The following is a 19,179-nucleotide window of genomic DNA, read 5'->3' as shown; positions in this document are numbered from 1 at the left end:
TCGGGCAGGATCGGTCCATGGAACTTTCGCCGTCACATCCCGTCTCACCGCAGCTCGCGAAGGCGGTTGCGGTTGTGCCCGAGCCCGACAGCGTCGATGGCGGCCTGAGCTATGAGCCGAAGTGGGACGGGTTTCGGGCCATCATCTACTTCGACGGCGAGAACGTCGAGATCGGCAGTCGCGGGTCGAAGATGCTCACGCGCTATTTTCCTGAATTGACGGATGCTTGTCGCCGCCTGTTGCCCGGACCCTGCGTTCTCGACGGCGAGATTGTGGTTCCGCAGGGTGCCGAGGGGTCACAGAAGCTCGACTGGGAGGCGCTGTCACAACGCATCCACCCGGCTGCGAGCCGGGTGACTCTGCTCGCCGAGACGACACCGGCGATGTTTGTGGCGTTTGACCTGTTGGGCTGGGGTGATGAGGTGCTCCTCGACACGCCGTTCGCCGAGCGACGGGCGTTGCTCGACGAGCATTTCGGTGATCTTCCGCACCCGTTTCATCTCACAACGACGACCACCGACGTCACCGTGGCCCGGCGCTGGCTCATCGAGTTTGAGGGTGCAGGGCTCGATGGTGTCGTTGCCAAACCGTTGAACGCGGCCTACGCACCGGGCAAGCGCCTCATGCTGAAGATCAAACACCATCGCACGGCTGACGTGGTTGTGGTGGGGTATCGCGTTCACAAGAGTGGCAGCGGAGTGGGTTCGCTACTGCTGGGGCTGTACACGAAGGATGGTGTCCTTCAGAACGTGGGCGGAGCATCCGCTTTCAGTAATGCCCGGCGGCTGGAATTGGTCGACGAACTGGCACCGCTCGTGAAGCGTGATGCTCACGGCGATGTCGTTGCGGCCGAGACCGACCGGAGCCGGTTCTCGGGTTCGAAGGATGTCTCGTTTGTGCCGCTCGAGCCGACCCGAGTCGTTGAGGTGCAGTACGACCAGATGGAGGGCATGCGATTTCGGCACACCGTGCAGTTTGCGCGCTGGCGGCCGGACCGTGAAGCGACGTCGTGCACCTTCGACCAGCTGGATCGACCGATTGCCTACGACCTCGACGACGTCCTGGCCTAGTCGAGCTTCCCGGCTTTCTCGTTCTTCTCTTCGCCCTCCCAGTTGGCCGCGTTCTTGCGACTCGGCTGCACGCGTGGCGGCTCGCCGGGCATCTTGGGGAAGTCGGGTGGGAACGGCAACTCGCCGAGTCCGTTCTTCACGTCGCGTTCCCACCAGCCGAGGAGAGTGTCGATGCGTCCGGGCTTCGCGCTGAAGTCGGCCCAGGGGTCGCCGATGGTGCGCAGGCGTTCAGGCACCGTCTCGATCGTGAACGCCGCCGGACTGACCTTCTCCACTTCATCCCAGGTGATGGGGCACGACACCGACGCGTGTGCGAGCGCCCGGGGGCTGTAGGCACCGGCCATCGTGCGGTCACGATTGGCTTGATTGAAGTCGACGAAGATGCGCTTGCCGCGTTCTTCTTTCCACCAGTTCGTGGTGACCTGGTCCGGCATCCGCCGCTCAAGCTCCCGGGCTGCCGCAATGACCGCGTGTCTCACGTCGAGAAACTCGCAGGTGGGCTCGATCGGCGCGAAGACGTGGATGCCACGGTTGCCGCTGGTTTTGAGGAACGCGGTGAGACCGGCCTCGGCGAGGACTTCCCGCAACTCGAGTGCGGCAGGAATTGCGTCGTCGAAGTCGGTGCCGGGCTGTGGGTCGAGGTCGATGCGCAACTGGTCGGGGTTATCCGAGTTGCCGGCGAGCGACGGCCAGGGGTGAAACACCACGGTGTTCATCTGGACGGCCCACACGGCGGCTGCCGGTTCGTCGAGAACAACCTGGGGATGCGAGCGGCCGCTCGGGTAGGTGACTGTCACGGCCCGCACGTACTCCGGCGCCCCTTTGGGCGGGTTCTTGGAGAAGAACTGCTCGCCGTCAATCCCACCCGGAAAGCGTTGCAGTGAGACCGGGCGGTCGCCGTTGGCCGTCAGGAACGCGTCGCCGACCTCCACGATGTACTTCGCGAGGTCGAGCTTGGTGATGCCGGGCCCGGGCCAGAGAACCCGACCCGGGCTCGAAATGCGGACGTCGCGGGTCCCGGACGGCCCGTTGACGGAAAGGACGACTGCGTCGGTTGCCATGCGACCAACCTAGCGGCGCGGCCGAGTTGTCGGCACCCCCTGTGCTCCCGCTCGAAACCCCTACGACTCCCCCACGGCGCTGCCCGGGTCGCGGTGCGCTGATCGGTACGATTGATCAGTCCCGACGCCAGGTCGCGACTGAAAGGGCAGAATGACGATCACCGCCTCCGCTGACGGCTCGGCACTAGGCAATCCGGGTCCCGCAGGGTGGGCCTGGTACGTCGACGACGAGCGATGGGGTGCTGGCGGGTGGAAGCATGCCACCAACAACCAGGCCGAGCTGAAAGCTGTGCTTGAGTTGTTCCGCGCGACCGCACACGTCGACGATGACCTGCTCGTGATGTGTGACAGCCAGTACGTCATCAACGCGGTGACCAAGTGGATGCGTGGCTGGAAGGCCAAGGGCTGGCGCAAGAGTGACGGCAAACCCGTGCTCAACGTCGAACTGCTCAAGGAGCTGGACCAGGAACTCACCGGGCGCCGCTACAAGTTCGAGTGGGTTAAGGGCCACGTCGGCCACGAACTCAATGAGGCCGCAGACGCCCGCGCCCGCGCCGTCGCCGAGGCGTTCCAGCGCGGTCGCGATATTCCGTCCGGTCCCGGTTTTCCCGGCGGAGACACGGATGCTGCTGCTCCCGTCACAACGGACGCACCCGATCTGCTCGCCCCCGCACCGCAAGACCTCGAGCCCAGCCTCTTCGATCTCGATGAGGAAGCGAGCGGCACCCAGTGGCACACGGTTACCCTGTCCCTGAGCGCGGCCGAAAACATTCGCCTGCAGGAGCGAGCCCGGCAAAAAGGGGTCAGCGTCGAGGACTTCCTCCGCGACCTGATTTGAGAGAACAGGAGAACCCGGTGAGCGACCGCCCGTACCACCACGGTGACCTGAGGAAAGCCGTAATCGACGCCGCGGTAGATGTCATCAGCGACGCTGGTCCAGCCGCCGTGAGCCTGCGAGACCTGGCCCGCCGGATCGGCGTGTCTCACGCCGCCCCCGCGCACCACTTCGGCGACAAGGAAGGTCTGTTCACCGCGGTGGCCACCGAGGGCTACACACTGCTGGCGGATGAACTCGGCCAGGTAGAACCGGCAAGCGATTTCGTGGAGCTCAGCGTCGCCTACGTGCGGTTCGCCGTCGACCATGAAGCTCACTTCGAGGTCATGTTCCGCCCCGATCTCTTCCACAACGATGACCCGGCTCTGGTCACGGCACGCAACCGAAGCCGGTCGGCGTTGTTCCGCGGTGTCGCGTCGCTTCCCCCGGAACGTCGAGGCGGAGATACCATCCTGACCAATGTCAGCGCCTGGGCATTTGTCCACGGTTTCGCAACACTGTGGCTGCAGGGCGCCCTGCCGAAGGAAATGGGTGCCACCGTCGACGACGCCGTTCGAGTCTCCGCGTCGTTCCTTTTCGGCCGGGTCGGTCACTAGCTAGCCAGCTAAGCCAGCTAGGCCGCTCAGTCCGCTCAGTCCGTTCCGGTCAGGCTCGGTGGTGGATCGACTCGGTGGCGGATCGACGGAGTTCTCCCCCACCCTTCGGCCACCGCCGCTGCCTTCGGCCATGCCATCTGACTCGGTCAGGGCCCTGACCGTTACGCGGCTCGCGGCCTCGGCGGCGTTCTGCGCTGCAGCGACGGCACGCTTTCGAAGTCGTTCTTTCTCGAGCGGTGACTTTGACGGCATTCGCACCCTCACCCGCTCGCCGTCGACTCCAGGCGGCGGCACCGCCCAATAGTCACCCTCAATGCGAACGATTCGGTATTTCTTGACGTGGACCATCGTGTGGTGGAACGGACACATCAGGATGCCGTCCGCGAGGTCGGTGCGGCCTTCGTGCGCCACCCATTCGTTGATGTGATGAGCCTCGGTCATCGACGGCGGGCAATCGCACCCCTCGATCCGGCATCCGCCGTCTCGTACTGCCATAGCAACTCTCTGTTTTGCCGTGTGCAGTCGCTGTTCTCGGCCCACGTCGAGAATCGTCCCGCTTGTATCCATGAGAATCGGTGAGATTCCGGAGATACAGATTTGCTTCTCAACCATGCTGCCGGGTACCGCGTCCTTGCTGTCCTCAAAGTAGCCAGTGCCGACCAGATACTCGGAACCATCCTCGTCGGGAACACGGTTCTCCAGACCCTCCTCAGTCATGACGACGCGGATACCCGGCTGTCGTGACCCGTACGTCGTGCTCGGGTCGGCCTGAACGCCGGTCTTCATCGCGGCCATCAGGATGTCGTAAACGATCTGATCGTTGCTCCGACTGTCCAGTCGAAGCATTTCGGCCTTCTCGGCTTCCACCGGGTCGACGAACCGAGGACCACCACGGCGTGGGCGCATGGCAGCGCCCACGATTGACTCCATCCACGCGGCACCCTCCTCGTCAAACGAGATGTAGGCGTTCTTCGTGCCATCCTCCGCACGACCGAATCGCCACTTCCGATTCTCATATCGCTGGGTCCAACGCACCTCAACCCCGGCAGGATCGATGCGATCACGGAGGTGCCGCGCACGGACGCCCAGCTCATCAGCATTAACTCCCTCTGCCTCGGAAATGATCTCGCGGGCGGCGCTGCGCAGCATGTCGTCGCTCACGCGGTCGTCAGGCTTACCGAGTCCGCGCATGATGATGGTCACGGCCTCTGATCGGATGACACCGTCGTGCACGGCTCTGGTGAGAGGCTCGTGCCACGGCACAACCGGCGCGGGGCGCAAAGCGATCACGTGAGGGGGCGCCTCGGGGTCTGGACCGACCTCATGGTTCCCCTCCGGATCAATCAGGGGCTCGAGCGTGGGATCCGGACTGGTTGGCGTACCGATTGGCGGCAACCCGATCGGATTGGTCGCGGCGTCAGCCTCACCCATGGCCTCACCGAGCCGGATTTGGCGGAACGCCTCCGACTTCGTTGACCCGGTGAGCCGCTGAAGAAGGTTGACCGCCGTTCGATCACCGGTGGACTGAGCCCAGCCCGAGTGGCCGAGTTCACTACTCGACCGTTTCGCGATGACGCCGGCACCGGCGGCAAGGACGACATCCAGTTCGGACTTCGCGCGGGCCGCATTATGGAGCAGGGTCTCAAGGTCAGCGTTCGATGCCTGGTCGAGGAGAAGGGAGAGCGGCACGGAGTCGAGCGAGGCATCTGCCGAGGACTCGCACTGAGCGATCTGGTCGCACACAGACGATGCGACCTCTCGGATTTGCTCAGACATCCTTGCCATACTTGATTGTATCTCAGATTCTCCGAATTCGAAAGTGTATTCGAACAAATCTTTATGAAGCAAGCCCATGTTTCACCCTCGAGGCGTGCTTGGAGCGCACAGGCGTGCCGCCCCAGGGCCGAGATTGCCGCGCATTTGCGCCCTTTCCTCCACCATCTTTGCGATGGATAGATGAATGGGCAGCGAAGTCTTGGCGGCGGCTAGATGCGGTTAGGGCGTCAGCGTTGATTGGGCTGGATGTGGCGCCGAGCGAGGAAGAGAAGAAGGAGGCGGCGACCCGCGTGGCGGAGTAGACGAGCCGCAGGTCTGGGCGGTGAGGGAGGCGAGCCGGGCGGTCTGGGCAGCGAAGGAAGAAGGTGGGATGGCGCGGCCGCTGCAGCGTGTCATCCGCTGGGAAAAAATGAAATGAATTGGGGTCTGGTGGGAAGCGAGGCGCGATGCTAACGTACAACCAAATGGTTGTATATCAGTTGAGTGACTCCGCGGTGGATCGCATCTTTCAGGCTCTGGCAGATGCGACCCGTCGCGACATCGTCGAGCGAATACTGCGGCGCGAGCAGTCGGTTTCTGACCTCGCACGGCACTACGACATGAGCTTTGCCGCGGTGCAGAAACACGTCGCTGTTTTGGAACGCGCAACGTTGGTCACTAAGGAGCGTCGAGGACGGGAGCAGATTGTGCACGGAAACTCCGAGACGCTTCGCCGGGCAGCAGAGCTGCTCGACGCCTATGAACAGATCTGGCACGAGCGTGCCAGTCGTATCGGGGAGATTCTCTCCGAGACTGAGAAAGGAAGCGACACGTGACTCTTCTCGATTCACACAAGGATGTCGACAACCTCACCCTGACCTTCACCACCGAGTTCGACGCCGACGTTGAGCGGGTGTGGCAACTGTGGGAAGACCCTCGGCAGCTCGAGCGGTGGTGGGGACCACCCGACTACCCGGCGACGTTCGAGACGCTCGAGTTCTCGGCCGGTGGCGAGGCACGTTATTACATGACCACTCCGGAAGGAGCGAAACCTCGAGGGTGGTGGAGAATCACGGCGGTGGATGCTCCGCGCCGGCTGGAGTTCCAGGACGGCTTTGCCGACGACAAGGGGGACCCGATCGACGTGACGGACGTCGCGGTCTGCGTGGTCACCTTGGAAGCCTCCGACCGTGGCACTCGAATGACGGTGGTTAACACGTTTAGAAGCGCTGAGCAGCTCGACGAAATGATCAAGATGGGTATGGAAGAGGGCATGGCCCAGGCTCTGGGCCAGATCGACGGGATCCTCGCGGAGTCCCCAGTCTCCCGATAGCCGACCGTGAGGCGGTAGCGAGAGTCTCGCTACCGCCTCGTTCCCGGCTGTTCTCCGCTGGGCGTCTCCCACAACTCACCGGCAATGGGATAACGACAACAGGGCTAACCTGAGTGCGACGGGGCGGAGGTCGGATGGGCATTCACATCGGCACGTCTGGCTGGAGCTACGAGCACTGGGATGGCGTTCTCTACCCACCCGGGCTCCCCCGGTGGCACCGCCTCAGCCACTACGTGAGCCGGTTCGAGACCGTCGAGCTCAACGCCAGCTTCTATCGCTGGCCACGGGACTCGTCGTTTGCAAGCTGGCGTCGGCGTCTGCCGCCCGGATTTCGACTCTCGGTGAAGGCACCGCGCGGGCTCACTCACGGGAAGCAGCTGTACGCGCCGGAGGCCTGGATCGAGCGAATCGCGAGCGGCTGGCACGAGCTCGGGGACAAGCGGGCGGTACTTCTTGTTCAATTGCCGCCATCGCTCGAGCGGGATGATGCGCGTCTCGATTACTTTCTGGCGCGTCTTCCCGATTGGATCCCCGTCGCTGTCGAGTTTCGTCACCCGAGCTGGCACGACGAGCGGGTGTTTCGAATTCTCGAGGCGCACCGCGCCGCTTACTGTGTGATGAGCGGCGCGAACCTGCCCTGCGTCTTGCGGGTGACCGGACCGATCGCCTACGTCCGGCTGCATGGGCCTGACCACAACTGGCTCTACGGCGGTTCCTATTCCGACTCTGACCTGACCTGGTGGGCAGACCGGATTCGTGAGTGGCGCGACACGGGCACTGAGGTATACGTCTACTTCAACAACGACGGCGAAGGCAACGCCGTGCGAAACGCCGACACTCTTCGGTCGCTCATCGGCTAAGGCGGGGTGCCCGCAGAACGACGAAACGCCGTGGCGCAAAGCCACGGCGTTCCATGAGTGCCACTTAGGAGACGGTCTCCGCCTCACGGTGCGGAAGCTTCCATCCCGGACGCACGAAGTGGCAGGTGTAACCGTTCGGGTACTTCTCGAGGTAGTCCTGGTGCTCCTCCTCGGCCTCCCAGAACGGGCCGGCTGCGGTGACCTCGGTCACCACCGGGCCCGGCCACAGCCCTGACGCATCCACGTCGGCGATCGTGTCGAGCGCCACGCGCTTCTGCTCATCGTCGAGGTAGAAGATGGCGGAACGGTAGCTCATCCCGACGTCGTTGCCCTGACGGTTCTTTGTCGACGGGTCGTGGATCTGGAAGAAGAACTCGAGAATGTCGCGGTACGAAATCTGCTCGGGGTCAAAGACCACCTCAACCGACTCAGCGTGGGTACCGTGGTTGCGGTAGGTGGCGTTCGGAGTGTCGCCGCCGGAATAGCCGACGCGCGTGGAGATCACTCCGGGTCGCTTGCGCAGCAGCTCCTGGGCTCCCCAGAAACATCCACCGGCGAGGATCGCGGTCTGTGTTGTGTTCGTCATGTGTGGCTCCCTTGTCTCAAAACAGTCTGCCGAAAAAGAAGAACGCGTGCGACGTCCACCCTGTTCCCCGTTACCTGAGCGTGAGCCGTGAACCGGGTCGATCTCGCGTTGGGCATCATCACTCCCCCGGTCGAAGTTCCTTCACCGGCTGGAGTCGGAAGATCCGCACCCGCCGACCGGAGTCTCGTTCGTATCCGCGATACCCGGGCCACTGCCGCTCGATGCGCTGCCATGCCGCTTCGCGCTCACCCTCGTCGTCGATCAACGTCGCGCGTACCGACAGGCGTCGTCCTTTTACGGTGATGATGGCATCCGCATTCTTCATTAAGTTGTAGGTCCAGGCTGGGTGCTTCTCTCGCGCAAAACTGGTGCCGGCGACCAGGGCACGCCCGTGGCCGTCCGGCGTGTACATGAGCGGGGACTCGCGCTGTTCACCGGTTCGGGCCCCCGCCGTAGAGAGGATGAGCGACGGCACAAGCAGCCCGCTGACCTGCACCTTGCCCCCGGTGACGCGGGTGAGGAGCCGTTCGAACGGCGGCAACGCTTTCGGCCCGATCGCGCGGAAGGCTCGGGTACGGCTCAGTGGCGCGATCACGCGGCGGACAATCTGGGTGACGGTCGGCATGGCACCATTCTGACCCTTCCAGGCGGATGCAACGAGGGCAGGTTTCGCGCGCGCCGTCACGATTGCCGCATGCTCGGCCACGAAGCGGCGACCCGGCACCGTTGCTCCGTCAGGAACGGCGACCCGGCATCGTCGCTCCGTCACTAATGGCGACGTGCGCCGTTGCTCCGTCACTAGTGGCGACGCGAACCGTTGCTCAGTCGAAATGGGCGAGAAAAATCAATGCTTTGCCGCCGCATTCGACCGAGCAGCACGACACTGACCATTTGTGACCGAGCACCCGCTAGCATCGTGCCATGCCAGCCGCGAACGTGGGGCACGAACAGCGACATGCACTGTTGCTCCGCCACGAACGGCGACTCAGCATCGTCGCTCCGCCATTGGTGGCGACGTGCGCCGTTGCTCCGTCACTAGTGGCGACGCGAACCGTTGCTCAGTCGAAATGGGCGAGAAAAGTCGACGTTTTGCCGCCGCATTCGACCGAGCAGCGCGACAGTGACCGGTTGTGACCGAGCAGCCGCTAGCATCGTGCCATGCCAGCGCAAGCCGCCGTGACCACTTCTCGCCTCATGCAGATCATCCTCGCCTGGGCGATCGGCATCATCGGGGTCCTCGCCACGCTGGCTTCGATCGCTCCGAGCCTGTTCGTCGCCTTCTCCTACCTCTCTCCTCTGACCGGCGCGGTACTCGCGCTCGTCCTGGTTGAGGTGAGCATTCCGGTTTTCCTCGGGCTCGCCGTCGCCAACGTCCGAGGGCGCTGGTGGCTCTGGCTCCTGCTTGCGGTCGTTCTTGTCTTGGTGGTCGGTGTGCTGAGCCCCGCATTCGGTTCATTGGGCGTTTTCTGGATGCAGCTTTAGTTCGGCGCCGATTCATGGGCCCTTGCCGCTGACCGAGGCCAAGCCTAGAGTGACCACAATCTGTGGAGTGTGATCACATGCAAGACCTTCGATCTCTCACAACGCGTGTCGAGCAACACGGTGCGCTGCCGCCGGGAACGAACGAGCGATTCGCCGGATACGGCGTCATGAGTTTGCCGTTCTCCTCCGGCTATGTTCTTGGGCTCCGTCGTTTTCCGTTCACGTCGGTTGGCCCCGGTTACACGTCCGTATGGCTGCGCGCCCCGAACGGTGAGTGGACGATTTATACCAACGTCCCACCTGACGTCTCCTGTCCGCGCTATTTCGGCAACGCTCTTTCGCACTCGTCGGTTCATTCCATCTCGATCGAGTGGAGCGACGAGCGGCGCTTCGTCGTTCACATCGGCGACGACGTGAATTTGACCTGGCGGGTCACTCTCGCCGCGCGCCCGATCACTCGGCTGATGACCGGCGCCATGCGGCTGATCCCAAGAGTGGGATGGCGCAGCGCGGCATTCCTCCGTGGAATGGGAGCCGTCGCCGGCCCCGCGCTCGGCGCCGGCCGGATCGCGCTAACCGGAACGACACCGAATGCTCAGCGGTTCTTCGCCAGCCCCAAGCGAATTTGGTTCGTTGAGGACAGCACGGCAGAGGCCTTCGGCACCGACTTCGGAATAGTGAAGAAGCTGACTGAGCAGGACAAACTCGGAGATTTCTGGATGCCCCAACGCGGTATCTTCATGATCGGCTCGGCCGCGTTCGACACTTTTGCTCCGGCCCCACCCATCATCACGGCCGCTGCCTGACGCAGCACACCCCAAGAGGGGCTACCGTTGAACCTATGACGTCTTCTGACACGACGACGCTAAGCGAGGCAGAAACTGCCCGCGAAGCTCTTACATTTTCCGATCTTGGACTGAGTGACTCAGTTCTCAAAGGCCTCAAGGCCGTCGGCTACGAAACCCCCTCCGCGATCCAGGCAGCAACCATTCCCGTCCTTCTCGAAGGACGTGACGTCGTTGGCCTCGCACAGACCGGCACCGGAAAGACGGCGGCTTTCGCCTTGCCGATCCTCTCCCGCCTCGACATGTCGCAAAAGAGCCCGCAAGCACTCGTGCTCGCACCGACCCGCGAGCTCGCACTCCAGGTCTGTGAAGCATTCGAGAGCTACGCGACCGGAATGCGCGGCGTTCACGTTCTCCCGGTCTACGGCGGACAGGGTTACGGCGTTCAGCTGTCGGCTCTTCGTCGCGGTGTCCACGTTGTCGTCGGTACTCCCGGCCGCATCATGGACCACCTGGACAAGGGAACGCTCGACCTGTCCGAGCTCAAGTACCTCGTCCTCGACGAAGCCGATGAAATGCTCAAGATGGGCTTCGCGGAAGACGTTGAGACGATCCTCGCCGACACCCCGGACGACAAGCAGGTCGCCCTGTTCTCGGCGACAATGCCGGCCCAAATCCGTCGGATCTCCAAGAAGTACCTGCACGACCCCGAAGAGATCACCGTCAAGAACAAGACGACGACCTCGGCGAACACCACGCAGCGGTACCTGATGGTGTCGTACCCACAGAAGGTCGACGCTCTTACGCGCATCCTCGAGGTCGAGAACTTCGAGGGCATGATTGTCTTCACCCGCACCAAGAACGAAACCGAGACGCTCGCCGAGAAGCTCCGCGCTCGCGGATACGCCGCAGCAGCGATCAACGGTGACGTACAGCAGGCGCAGCGCGAGCGCACCGTCGAGCAGCTCAAGTCGGGCAAGCTCGACATTCTCGTCGCAACGGACGTCGCGGCCCGCGGCCTCGACGTGGAGCGCATTAGCCACGTGGTCAACTTCGACATTCCGATTGACACCGAGTCGTACGTGCACCGCATCGGCCGCACCGGCCGCGCCGGACGCAGCGGTGCGGCGATCAGCTTCGTCACGCCGCGCGAGCGTCGACTGCTCAACGCCATCGAGAAGGCGACCCGCCAGCCGCTGACCCAGATGCAGCTGCCGAGCGTCGAAGACGTCAACGTCACGCGCCTCGCACGGTTCGATGACGCCATCACCGAGGCGCTCAGCAACAACGAGCGCATCGAAGCATTCCGCGAGATCATCGGCCACTACGTCAAGCACCACGACGTACCGGAAGCCGATGTCGCGGCCGCACTCGCCATCGTGGCGCAGGGCGAATCGCCGCTCTTGCTCACTGCCGAAGACGAACGCGCCCAGCGTCGCGATCGGGAGCGCATCGAGCGCGATGACCGTGCCGCCCGCGGAGACCGCAACGATCGTCCGGGTCGCAACGACCGTGGTGACCGCGGCGACCGCGGCGACCGGGCACCGCGGGGTGAGCGACCCGAACGTCGGCCACGGTCGAGTGACCAGCAGCTGTCGGCGTACCGCATCGAGGTGGGCAAGCGCCAGAAGGTAGAGCCACGCCAGATCGTCGGCGCCCTGGCCAACGAGGGTGGACTCAGTCGCGAAGACTTCGGCGGGATCAAGATCCTTCCCGACTTCTCGATTGTCGAGTTGCCAGCGAATCTCTCCCCCGAGACGCTCGACAAGCTGCGCGAGACCCGCATTAGCGGCAAGCTCATCGAGCTGAAGCCCGACCGCAAGGCCTCGGCTCGACGCGACGATACGCGCAAGCCGCGCTACTAAATCCGGCATACACATCGTCGCCCTCCGCTGCTCCAGCGGAGGGCGATGGTGTTTTCCGTCGTACCTTCCGGCCGTCGGTGGCGAGGACTAGCCTGACCGGGAAACGGTCGGCATCTCGTCCGCCCGAAACCGGAGGTTGTGATGACGAACATTCCGCGCACCTATCCGCACGGCGTCTCCTGCTGGATCGATACCGAACAACCCGACACGGCGGCCGCTCGCAACTTTTATGGCAAGCTGCTCGGCTGGACCTTCACATCGGTGATGCCCGACGACGCTCCCAGCTCATATTTCATCGCGCAGCTCGACGGCCAGGACGTCGCGGCGATCGGCTCACGTGCGAACGGCGGTTCTTCAGCCTGGAACACCTATTTTGCGGTGACGGATGCCGATTCCTCGGCGGCCACGGTCGCCGAGGCAGGCGGAATGGTGACGTCCCCGCCCGAAGATGCAGGACCCGGGGGCAGGACCGCCACCTGCCGTGACCCGCAGGGCGCGGAGTTTCGGTTATGGCAGCCCTACCGACGACTCGGAGCCCAGGTGGTGAACACGCCCGGAGCGTGGAACTTCAGCGACCTCCTCACCACCAACCGAGAGGCCGCCGAGTCGTTCTACACGGAGGTCTTCGGCTGGACGTACCTGGCCTTCGGTCCCGGCTTCGGCGGCATGATCGCGGTGCCCGGATACGGCCAGCACCTCGCGGCGACAGCCGACCCCGATATCTTCGCCCGGCAATCAGACGCTCCCCCGGGCTTCGCAGACGTGATCGGCAACATGAGCGCCGCGGACACGGACGCTCCTCACTGGCAGGTCACCGTGAGCGTCGCCGACCGGGACGACAGTGCCGCCCGCGCTGAATCGCTCGGGGCGACCATACTGCGCAGCTTCGAACACACCTGGGCGGCCCTGGTCACAATTCGTGACCCGCAGGGCGCCGAACTTGTGCTGAGCGAATTCCGGGCGCCTGCCTGATGCTCGTGCACGAATGTGAGACGGTGAGGGGTGATCACCGATACCCCCCCGCACCCGCAGCCACACCCACGCCCACGCCGACCCCCTCGCCCACGCCCACGCCCACGCCGACGCTACGTACTGCTCGCTGCAACCGCACTCGTGGTCGCTGCAGCCGTCGTCGCCGGGCTGTTCGCCTCGGGCGTGCTGTGGCCGACGCGCGGCGTGGCCGGCAGCTATGCGGTGCGCGGGGTCGACGTGTCGGCCTACCAGGGAACCATCGACTGGGAGGTCCTCGGCACCGAGGACATCGACTTCGCCATCATCAAATCGACCGAGGGATCCGGCTCCCAGGACTCCCGGTTCGAGGCGAACTGGGCCGGCGCACGCGACACGGACCTCGTGGTGGGCGCCTATCATTTCATGAGCTTCGAGAGCGCCGGCGAGACCCAGGCGCAGAACGTCATCGACACCGTACCCGCCGAGGAAGGAACGCTGCCCGTCACGGTCGACCTCGAATACTACGGCGATTTCTTCGACAACCCGCCGAGTCGCGCAACCGTTCGGGACATTCTCGATCCCCTGCTCGCCGCGCTCGAGGAGCACTACGGGGTTCCGCCGATCATCTACGCGACCCAAAAGTCATACGACCGATACCTGCAGGACCACTACCCGGACAACCCGATCTGGATCCGCTCGATCGCCTCAGAACCGACACTGCCCGACGGCCGAGACTGGACCATGTGGCAGTACTCGAGCCGTGATCGCCTGCCCGGCTATGACGGCGACGAAGAGTTCATCGATATGAACGTGTTTGCCGGGTCGTTGGATGATTTGCGGGCCGCGACCCAGTGACATCCGCTCGCCATCTGGCATTCTGAAGGAATGTGGATCGGATGGATCGAATTCGACATTCTGCTGGGAGACGTGCGCTCGCTCAAGGAGAAGCGCTCGGTGATTCGGCCGATTGTGGCCGACCTACAGCACCATTTCCACGTCAGCGTCGCTGAGGTCGATCATCTCGACCTGCACCGTCGGGCGGCGATCGGGGTGGCTGTCGTCTCGCCCGACCAACGCCACGCCGTCGACGTGCTCGATGCGATCGAACGGTCGGTGGCCGGACGGCCGGAAATAGAGCTGCTCTCGGCGCGCCGGCGGCTCTCAACCTCCGACGACGAGTGACGACGGTTTTGGCGCGTTGAGCGTCGACCGACCAGACTGGGAACACGCCTACATCGAGAAGAGCCCCTCATGCCTGAACCCGTCGATTCTCGGGTCGCTGTCTACATCGACTTCGACAACATTGTGATCTCGCGCTACGACCAGGTGCACGGTCGCAGCCAGTTCATGCGCGACCGCGCCCGCGGCTTCAGCGCGGCCGACCGTGACTCCAACCCCGAGATCGCCGAGAAGCTCAGTCGCGCAACGGTCGACGTCGGCGCGATCATCGACTTCGCCTCGTCGTTCGGCACCCTCGTGCTGACCCGTGCATACGCCGACTGGTCGGCACCTTTCAACGCCGATTACCGGGGCCAGCTGGTCAGTCGTGCTGTCGACCTGGTTCAGTTGTTCCCTGCCGCCGCATACGCGAAGAACGGCGCAGACATCCGGCTTGCGGTTGACACCGTCGAAGACATGTTCCGCCTCCCCGACCTGACCCACGTGATCATCGTGGCCGGCGACTCCGACTACATCGCGCTGGCCCAGCGCTGCAAGCGCCTCGGCCGGTACGTGGTCGGCATCGGCGTCGCGGGATCGACGAGCCGCTCACTCGCTGCGGCGTGTGACGAGTTCGCGACCTATGACGCGCTTCCCGGTGTGAAGCCGATTCCTCCCGCGACCGTGAGTGAAACGCCGCAGCCGGAGAAGGCCGCCGCACCCAAGCGCGCGTCGCGGTCGAAGAAGACGCCCACCGATGCGGTGTCCACCGAGACGGATGCTGTCGATTCCGACACAGCGCAGGCGCCGCTTCCGGCCACCGCTCTCGTGTTCTCTGGACCGGACCTGCCGCCCGCCCCGCCTCGGCGGCGTGCGTCGAGGCGCGCGGCCGCGCCAGACCCGATTGAGGAAGAGGAGCAGGAGGCCGAGCCGGATCCGCAGGAAGTCGCCACCGGGCTCCTCGAGCGTGCACTGCGACTCGGTCACGAAAAGGACGACGCCGACTGGCTCCACAGCTCAAATGTGAAAACCCAGATGAAGCGGATGGACCCGTACTTCAGCGAGAAGGCCCTGGGTTTCCGGACGTTCTCGGACTTCGTGAAGTCCCGGGACACGGTCGCCGAGATCGACGAGACGAGCACGGCGCGACTGGTCCGACTGGTGCCGTCGCTCTCGGACCGATAGGTTCTGCCGACATCGAACGATGCTGCTGAACCGGGGAACCGGTTCAGCAGCTCGACCCGTGGAAAGGGCTCTGGTGCAACGCTGCGGTTGCCGCTAGCTTCGGGACATGCCCCTCGGATTGGATCTCGGAATGAATATCGGCTGGATCGTCTACCTGATCGTTGTTTTTGCTCTTGTTGTGACGTTCGCCGTTCTGCTCATACGGTTGATACTCGCCGCGACCCGGGCGCTCAATGCATACACCGACGACAAGAAGCTGCAGACGGCGGTGGCGCTCGACGAGCTCGACCCCGTTGAGGACCGACATGTCCACTGACCCCCCGCGGCGAGCCGGTTCACCTTCTGTCCACATCGGTGCGGCGACCTGGCTGGATCCGCGGCGCGGGTTCTGGCTGGGCGTTGCCCTGATCATCGTCGGCAGTTTCGGAGTGGTAGCCCTGGTGCGAGGAACAAACGCCGTCGGTGGGCAGGATCTGGCAGTCAGTTGGCCGATCTGGAGCCTGACCTATCTCCTCGGGCTGACCGTTCCGCTCGGCGCTGGCTTCCTGGCGGCCTCGATCGTCGCGGGGCGGCTCGCACACCCTCGACGCGTCGAGGAGATCGAGTCGGCCGATGCCGAGCCGTCGAAGCTGCCGCCCCGGCTGAGCGCGCGGGTTACGGTCATGGTGGGAGTGATGCTCATTGCGCTCGCGACCCTCGACCAAAGCCTGCACTTCGTCGAGCGGGTTCCGCCAAGCGGCGTTGAACGCGACATCCTGTCCCTGCTCGTGCCGTTGCTTGGAGCTCTTGCGCCGCTCGGAACGGCGCTGATTCCCGCGGGCTGGTTGCTCGCCCGGCTCGTCGAACCTTCCCCTGTCGACGGTGGTTTCGCCGAGACTGGTGGGCCCGCCGCTGCCGAGAACTGAGGACCCGAGCCCGATCACGGACGGCCCAGCGACGTTACGAGGCTGAGCGGTCCGCGTCACGACCGAGAACCTCGGCGAGGTGCCGAAGAGCCGGAATGCTGGCCTGGATCTGGTCACGTTCTTCATCGCTCAACTGGGCGGCCGCCTTGCTGACCGCGTCCGACCAGGCGGTTTCGAGGACTGTCTTGATGCCAAGGGATTCCGCCGTGGGGTGCAAGGCGACATATCGCTTGTCGGCCGGATCGTGCCGACGCGTGATCAACCCGCGGATGACCAGTTCCTTGAGCTGGGTGCTGACGTTGCTCAGCTGCCGGCCGAGCCGGGCCGCGAGTTCAGCCACGGTGATGCCCGGATTGCTCTCGACGACACGGACGATATCGAACGCCGCATTCGAGAGGACGGGAACGCCGGTTCCTTCGTGCGACTTGCGACGCACGTCCGCCGAAATATCCATGAGCGCGACCGCAAGTTCCAGAGAGTCGAGGGCCCGTGATTCGGCGGCGGCGGGAGCATTCTGCATAGCTTCAGCCTACGGCGACTGAGACGGTTCATTGAGCGCCCTCACGTTTGCGCGTCGTGAATCGTCAGTAGTGCAGGATCGGAATGTCGAAGGAGAAGCGCTGTGGGAAATGAACGGGTCGTTGTCATCGTTGGGGGCGGGTACGCCGGCGTGTTGTGCGCGAATCGGTTGCGGTCGTCACTTGGCCCGGACGAGATGACGCGAACCCGGATTGTGCTCGTCACCCTGACCTCAACCTTTGTGGAACGGATCCGGCTGCACGAGGTGGCGGCCGGCTCCCGCGCGGATGCCGGAATTGCGATGTCCGGCCTGGTGCACCCTGATGTCGAGTTGCAATTGGGTCGAGCCGTTCGAGTGGACGCTCACAGGCACCTCGTCGATGTTGAAACCGACGGCTCGGTGACCGCGATGCCGTACGACCGCCTCGTGTACGCGGTGGGCAGTGGCCCGGATCGGAGCGTGCCGGGAGTCGCAGAGTTCGCACTCGGCATCGCGGACGCCGCCGAGGCAACAGCGGCCCACCGGGCGATCGTCTCAGCGGGCGCCGGAGCGCGTGTCGTCGTCGTCGGCGGCGGGTTCACCGGAGTGGAGACGGCGAGCGAAGTTGCCGAACAGAACCCGGATGCGAGCGTGACGCTGCTCTCGTCGGGTGCGCTGCTCGGGAGCATGCGACCCGCCGCACAGCGCTCGATCCGTCGAAGGTTGACGACGATCGGCGTCTCGGTGCGCGAGAACTGCCGGGTCGAGCAGGTGACCGCCACGGGCGCCGTGCTCGACACCGGCGAAGAGGTGCCATTTGATGTGTGCCTCTGGACCGCGTCGTTCTCGGTGCCCGAGCTCGCTCGCACCAGCGGACTCTCGGTCGATGGCGCCGGCCGCCTCCTCGTCGACGAGCACCTGCAGAGCATCGACAGCCCCGACATCATCGGCGCGGGCGATGCGGTGAGGCTGCCGGACTCGGTGGGAGCGCACGTTCGGATGGGTTGCGCCATGGCACTCCCCCTCGGCGGCGCCGCCGCTCACACCGTGCTCTCGACTCTGCGCGGCGAAACGCCGCCGGTCGTCTCGGTCGGCTTCCTCTTCCAGTGCATCAGCCTCGGCCGCACACACGGGTACATCCAAGTGGTCAGGGCCGACGATTCGCCACGACCGCTCGCACTCGGGGGTCGGTTCGCCGCCCTCGTCAAAGAGGCGATCTGCCGCATGACCGTAAACAGAACACGTAAGGAGCAGTTGACACCGGGCGCATACTGGTCGCCGCGCGGCCCACAACGACGCCAGGTTCCCCATCCTGCGCCACAATGGCACGGTGATGTTCGAATTAGGTAGCTCCGCTTACCGACACCTGTTTGGAGTGGCCTACCGGCTCCTGGGCTCGGTGCACGACGCAGAAGACGCGCTGCAGGAGGGCTTCGAACGCTGGCAGCGCCTCAGCTCCGACGAGCGCGCGTCGATCCGCGAACCCGCCGCCTGGCTCACCCGCGTGATCAGTCGCATCTGCCTCGACGACCTGAAATCGGCCCGATCCCGGCGCGAGAGTTACGTCGGCATCTGGCTTCCCGAGCCGCTGATCGGCGAGGCGATCTCGGTAACGCACGCGACAGCATCCGTCGACCCTCTCGAATCGGTCAGCATCGACGAATCCATTTCGCTCGCACTTCTGGTCGCAATGGAGCAACTCACCCCGCCCGAACGCGTCAGCCTGATCCTGCACGATGTTTTCGCGCTGCCGTTCAGCGAAATCGCACTCATTATGGACAGAACAGCGGATGCCTGTCGCCAGTTGGCGACGACAGCGCGCCGAAACCTGCGGTCGCGTCCACGGTTTGCGGTGAACGGGCCCGATCGCGATGCGGTGGTCGAGGCGTTCGCCCGCGCCTGTTCAGACGGCGACCTGCACGCACTCGCTGCCGTTCTCGACCCGAACGTCTTGTCGCGTGCCGACGGTGGCGAGCACGTTCATGCCGCGCGCCGGGTCCTGGATGGCGCAGAGACCGTGGCGACCTACCTGCTCGGCGTCTTGGCCCAGCAGCAGAAACGCGGGGTCACCGTCGTGCCGTCGCTCGAGCCGGTGAATGGTCGAACCGGCGTTGTGCTTCGCGACGGGAACACGATAATCGGCGTGGTTGACCTCGCTATCGCGAACGACATGGTGACGGAAATCGCTTTCGTGGTCAATCCGGAGAAGCTCACGGTGCCGTCCGTACCGCTGGTGTGAGCGTTCTGCCCTCG

General features: G+C 64.4%; 22 protein-coding genes. 17 read left to right on the top strand and 5 right to left on the bottom strand.

Annotated elements, in window-relative coordinates; translation table 11 throughout:
- Positions 1-17 precede the first annotated feature (17 nt).
- Positions 18-1,070: an ATP-dependent DNA ligase gene (locus L1277_RS13900; protein WP_253377225.1), complete on the top strand. Its 1,053-nt coding sequence runs from the start codon at positions 18-20 to the stop codon at positions 1,068-1,070.
- On the opposite strand, the gene ligD is transcribed toward L1277_RS13900, so the two are convergent.
- A complete protein-coding gene (ligD, locus tag L1277_RS13895) occupies positions 1,067-2,131 on the bottom strand; it encodes a non-homologous end-joining DNA ligase (protein WP_253377223.1) in 1,065 nt (354 codons plus the stop codon). The two genes, L1277_RS13900 and ligD, sit on opposite strands and share 4 nt — an antisense overlap.
- A gap of 151 nt (positions 2,132-2,282) precedes the next feature.
- On the opposite strand from ligD, the gene L1277_RS13890 reads away from it, so the two are divergent.
- Complete coding sequence (locus L1277_RS13890) at positions 2,283-2,969, top strand: ribonuclease H (protein WP_253377221.1); 687 nt, start codon at positions 2,283-2,285, stop codon at positions 2,967-2,969.
- Between the two features lie 17 nt (positions 2,970-2,986).
- Complete coding sequence (locus L1277_RS13885; RefSeq protein ID WP_253377220.1) at positions 2,987-3,562, top strand: TetR/AcrR family transcriptional regulator; 576 nt, start codon at positions 2,987-2,989, stop codon at positions 3,560-3,562.
- Here L1277_RS13885 and L1277_RS13880 read toward each other — a convergent pair whose 3' ends face one another.
- Positions 3,563-5,338 carry a DUF222 domain-containing protein gene (locus tag L1277_RS13880; protein WP_253377218.1) on the bottom strand — a complete coding sequence of 592 codons (1,776 nt, stop codon included), beginning with the start codon at positions 5,336-5,338 and terminating at the stop codon, positions 3,563-3,565.
- Between the two features lie 464 nt (positions 5,339-5,802).
- Here L1277_RS13880 and L1277_RS13875 point away from each other — a divergent pair, with 464 nt between their 5' ends.
- The 3 genes from L1277_RS13875 (at position 5,803) to L1277_RS13865 (ending at position 7,510) form a co-directional block, all read left to right on the top strand.
- Positions 5,803-6,153, top strand: a complete 351-nt coding sequence (locus L1277_RS13875; protein WP_253377217.1) for a helix-turn-helix transcriptional regulator — start codon at positions 5,803-5,805, stop codon at positions 6,151-6,153.
- Positions 6,150-6,650 carry an SRPBCC domain-containing protein gene (locus tag L1277_RS13870; protein ID WP_253377215.1) on the top strand — a complete coding sequence of 167 codons (501 nt, stop codon included), beginning with the start codon at positions 6,150-6,152 and terminating at the stop codon, positions 6,648-6,650. Before L1277_RS13875 ends, L1277_RS13870 begins: the two co-directional genes overlap by 4 nt.
- A 134-nt stretch (positions 6,651-6,784) precedes the next feature.
- Complete coding sequence (locus L1277_RS13865) at positions 6,785-7,510, top strand: DUF72 domain-containing protein (protein WP_253377213.1); 726 nt, start codon at positions 6,785-6,787, stop codon at positions 7,508-7,510.
- A 64-nt stretch (positions 7,511-7,574) separates the two neighbouring features.
- On the opposite strand, the gene msrA is transcribed toward L1277_RS13865, so the two are convergent.
- Positions 7,575-8,096 carry a peptide-methionine (S)-S-oxide reductase MsrA gene (gene msrA, locus L1277_RS13860; RefSeq protein WP_253377211.1) on the bottom strand — a complete coding sequence of 174 codons (522 nt, stop codon included), beginning with the start codon at positions 8,094-8,096 and terminating at the stop codon, positions 7,575-7,577.
- A 118-nt stretch (positions 8,097-8,214) separates the two neighbouring features.
- A complete protein-coding gene (locus tag L1277_RS13855) occupies positions 8,215-8,820 on the bottom strand; it encodes a nitroreductase family deazaflavin-dependent oxidoreductase (protein ID WP_253377209.1) in 606 nt (201 codons plus the stop codon).
- Positions 8,821-9,254: 434 nt separating this feature from the next.
- On the opposite strand from L1277_RS13855, the gene L1277_RS13850 reads away from it, so the two are divergent.
- The 9 genes from L1277_RS13850 to L1277_RS13810 all read left to right on the top strand — a co-directional run bounded on the left by L1277_RS13850 (position 9,255) and on the right by L1277_RS13810 (position 16,427).
- Positions 9,255-9,578 (top strand): hypothetical protein, encoded by a 324-nt coding sequence (locus L1277_RS13850; RefSeq protein WP_253377208.1) that lies wholly within the window; start codon positions 9,255-9,257, stop codon positions 9,576-9,578.
- Between the two features lie 77 nt (positions 9,579-9,655).
- Positions 9,656-10,384 carry a hypothetical protein gene (locus L1277_RS13845; protein WP_253377206.1) on the top strand — a complete coding sequence of 243 codons (729 nt, stop codon included), beginning with the start codon at positions 9,656-9,658 and terminating at the stop codon, positions 10,382-10,384.
- Positions 10,385-10,419: 35 nt separating this feature from the next.
- Positions 10,420-12,228, top strand: coding sequence for a DEAD/DEAH box helicase (locus L1277_RS13840; protein ID WP_253377204.1), 1,809 nt, complete (start codon positions 10,420-10,422; stop codon positions 12,226-12,228).
- 141 nt (positions 12,229-12,369) lie between these two features.
- The gene (locus tag L1277_RS13835) at positions 12,370-13,200 is read left to right on the top strand and encodes a VOC family protein (protein ID WP_253377203.1); all 831 of its coding nucleotides are present in this window, start codon (positions 12,370-12,372) and stop codon (positions 13,198-13,200) included.
- 141 nt (positions 13,201-13,341) lie between these two features.
- The gene (locus tag L1277_RS13830) at positions 13,342-14,034 is read left to right on the top strand and encodes a GH25 family lysozyme (protein WP_253377202.1); all 693 of its coding nucleotides are present in this window, start codon (positions 13,342-13,344) and stop codon (positions 14,032-14,034) included.
- Between the two features lie 30 nt (positions 14,035-14,064).
- A complete protein-coding gene (locus L1277_RS13825; RefSeq protein ID WP_253377201.1) occupies positions 14,065-14,361 on the top strand; it encodes a DUF503 domain-containing protein in 297 nt (98 codons plus the stop codon).
- A gap of 69 nt (positions 14,362-14,430) precedes the next feature.
- A complete protein-coding gene (locus L1277_RS13820; protein ID WP_253377200.1) occupies positions 14,431-15,522 on the top strand; it encodes an NYN domain-containing protein in 1,092 nt (363 codons plus the stop codon).
- A gap of 106 nt (positions 15,523-15,628) precedes the next feature.
- A complete protein-coding gene (locus L1277_RS13815; protein ID WP_253377199.1) occupies positions 15,629-15,838 on the top strand; it encodes a hypothetical protein in 210 nt (69 codons plus the stop codon).
- Positions 15,828-16,427, top strand: coding sequence for a hypothetical protein (locus L1277_RS13810; RefSeq protein WP_253377198.1), 600 nt, complete (start codon positions 15,828-15,830; stop codon positions 16,425-16,427). Before L1277_RS13815 ends, L1277_RS13810 begins: the two co-directional genes overlap by 11 nt.
- A 34-nt stretch (positions 16,428-16,461) precedes the next feature.
- Here the strand turns inward: L1277_RS13810 and L1277_RS13805 are convergent, their stop codons facing one another.
- Complete coding sequence (locus L1277_RS13805; RefSeq protein ID WP_253377197.1) at positions 16,462-16,947, bottom strand: MarR family winged helix-turn-helix transcriptional regulator; 486 nt, start codon at positions 16,945-16,947, stop codon at positions 16,462-16,464.
- Between the two features lie 102 nt (positions 16,948-17,049).
- On the opposite strand from L1277_RS13805, the gene L1277_RS13800 reads away from it, so the two are divergent.
- Together L1277_RS13800 and sigJ are read left to right on the top strand one after the other, a co-directional pair.
- Complete coding sequence (locus L1277_RS13800; RefSeq protein ID WP_253377196.1) at positions 17,050-18,276, top strand: FAD-dependent oxidoreductase; 1,227 nt, start codon at positions 17,050-17,052, stop codon at positions 18,274-18,276.
- Positions 18,260-19,165 carry an RNA polymerase sigma factor SigJ gene (gene sigJ, locus L1277_RS13795; RefSeq protein WP_253377404.1) on the top strand — a complete coding sequence of 302 codons (906 nt, stop codon included), beginning with the start codon at positions 18,260-18,262 and terminating at the stop codon, positions 19,163-19,165. Before L1277_RS13800 ends, sigJ begins: the two co-directional genes overlap by 17 nt.
- The last annotated feature ends 14 nt before the right edge of the window (positions 19,166-19,179 follow it).

This window comes from Okibacterium sp. HSC-33S16 (genome assembly GCF_024171565.1).
In the GTDB taxonomy this organism is placed as follows: Bacteria; Actinomycetota; Actinomycetes; order Actinomycetales; family Microbacteriaceae; genus Mycetocola_A.
This window is presented reverse-complemented; position numbering and strand designations above follow the sequence as displayed.

What these genes read in the sequence shown, in the direction of transcription:
- L1277_RS13850 (WP_253377208.1), top strand. Translation starts at nt 9,255, where the DNA reads ATGCCAGCGCAAGCCGCCGTGACCACTTCTCGCCTCATGCAGATCATC.
- sigJ (WP_253377404.1), top strand. Translation starts at nt 18,260, where the DNA reads ATGTTCGAATTAGGTAGCTCCGCTTACCGACACCTGTTTGGAGTGGCC.
- L1277_RS13825 (WP_253377201.1), top strand. Translation starts at nt 14,065, where the DNA reads ATGTGGATCGGATGGATCGAATTCGACATTCTGCTGGGAGACGTGCGC.
- L1277_RS13840 (WP_253377204.1), top strand. Translation starts at nt 10,420, where the DNA reads ATGACGTCTTCTGACACGACGACGCTAAGCGAGGCAGAAACTGCCCGC.
- L1277_RS13815 (WP_253377199.1), top strand. Translation starts at nt 15,629, where the DNA reads ATGCCCCTCGGATTGGATCTCGGAATGAATATCGGCTGGATCGTCTAC.
- msrA (WP_253377211.1), bottom strand. Translation starts at nt 8,096, where the DNA reads ATGACGAACACAACACAGACCGCGATCCTCGCCGGTGGATGTTTCTGG.
- L1277_RS13890 (WP_253377221.1), top strand. Translation starts at nt 2,283, where the DNA reads ATGACGATCACCGCCTCCGCTGACGGCTCGGCACTAGGCAATCCGGGT.
- L1277_RS13810 (WP_253377198.1), top strand. Translation starts at nt 15,828, where the DNA reads ATGTCCACTGACCCCCCGCGGCGAGCCGGTTCACCTTCTGTCCACATC.
- L1277_RS13835 (WP_253377203.1), top strand. Translation starts at nt 12,370, where the DNA reads ATGACGAACATTCCGCGCACCTATCCGCACGGCGTCTCCTGCTGGATC.
- L1277_RS13805 (WP_253377197.1), bottom strand. Translation starts at nt 16,947, where the DNA reads ATGCAGAATGCTCCCGCCGCCGCCGAATCACGGGCCCTCGACTCTCTG.
- L1277_RS13900 (WP_253377225.1), top strand. Translation starts at nt 18, where the DNA reads ATGGAACTTTCGCCGTCACATCCCGTCTCACCGCAGCTCGCGAAGGCG.
- ligD (WP_253377223.1), bottom strand. Translation starts at nt 2,131, where the DNA reads ATGGCAACCGACGCAGTCGTCCTTTCCGTCAACGGGCCGTCCGGGACC.
- L1277_RS13880 (WP_253377218.1), bottom strand. Translation starts at nt 5,338, where the DNA reads ATGTCTGAGCAAATCCGAGAGGTCGCATCGTCTGTGTGCGACCAGATC.
- L1277_RS13845 (WP_253377206.1), top strand. Translation starts at nt 9,656, where the DNA reads ATGCAAGACCTTCGATCTCTCACAACGCGTGTCGAGCAACACGGTGCG.
- L1277_RS13865 (WP_253377213.1), top strand. Translation starts at nt 6,785, where the DNA reads ATGGGCATTCACATCGGCACGTCTGGCTGGAGCTACGAGCACTGGGAT.
- L1277_RS13820 (WP_253377200.1), top strand. Translation starts at nt 14,431, where the DNA reads ATGCCTGAACCCGTCGATTCTCGGGTCGCTGTCTACATCGACTTCGAC.
- L1277_RS13875 (WP_253377217.1), top strand. Translation starts at nt 5,803, where the DNA reads ATGGTTGTATATCAGTTGAGTGACTCCGCGGTGGATCGCATCTTTCAG.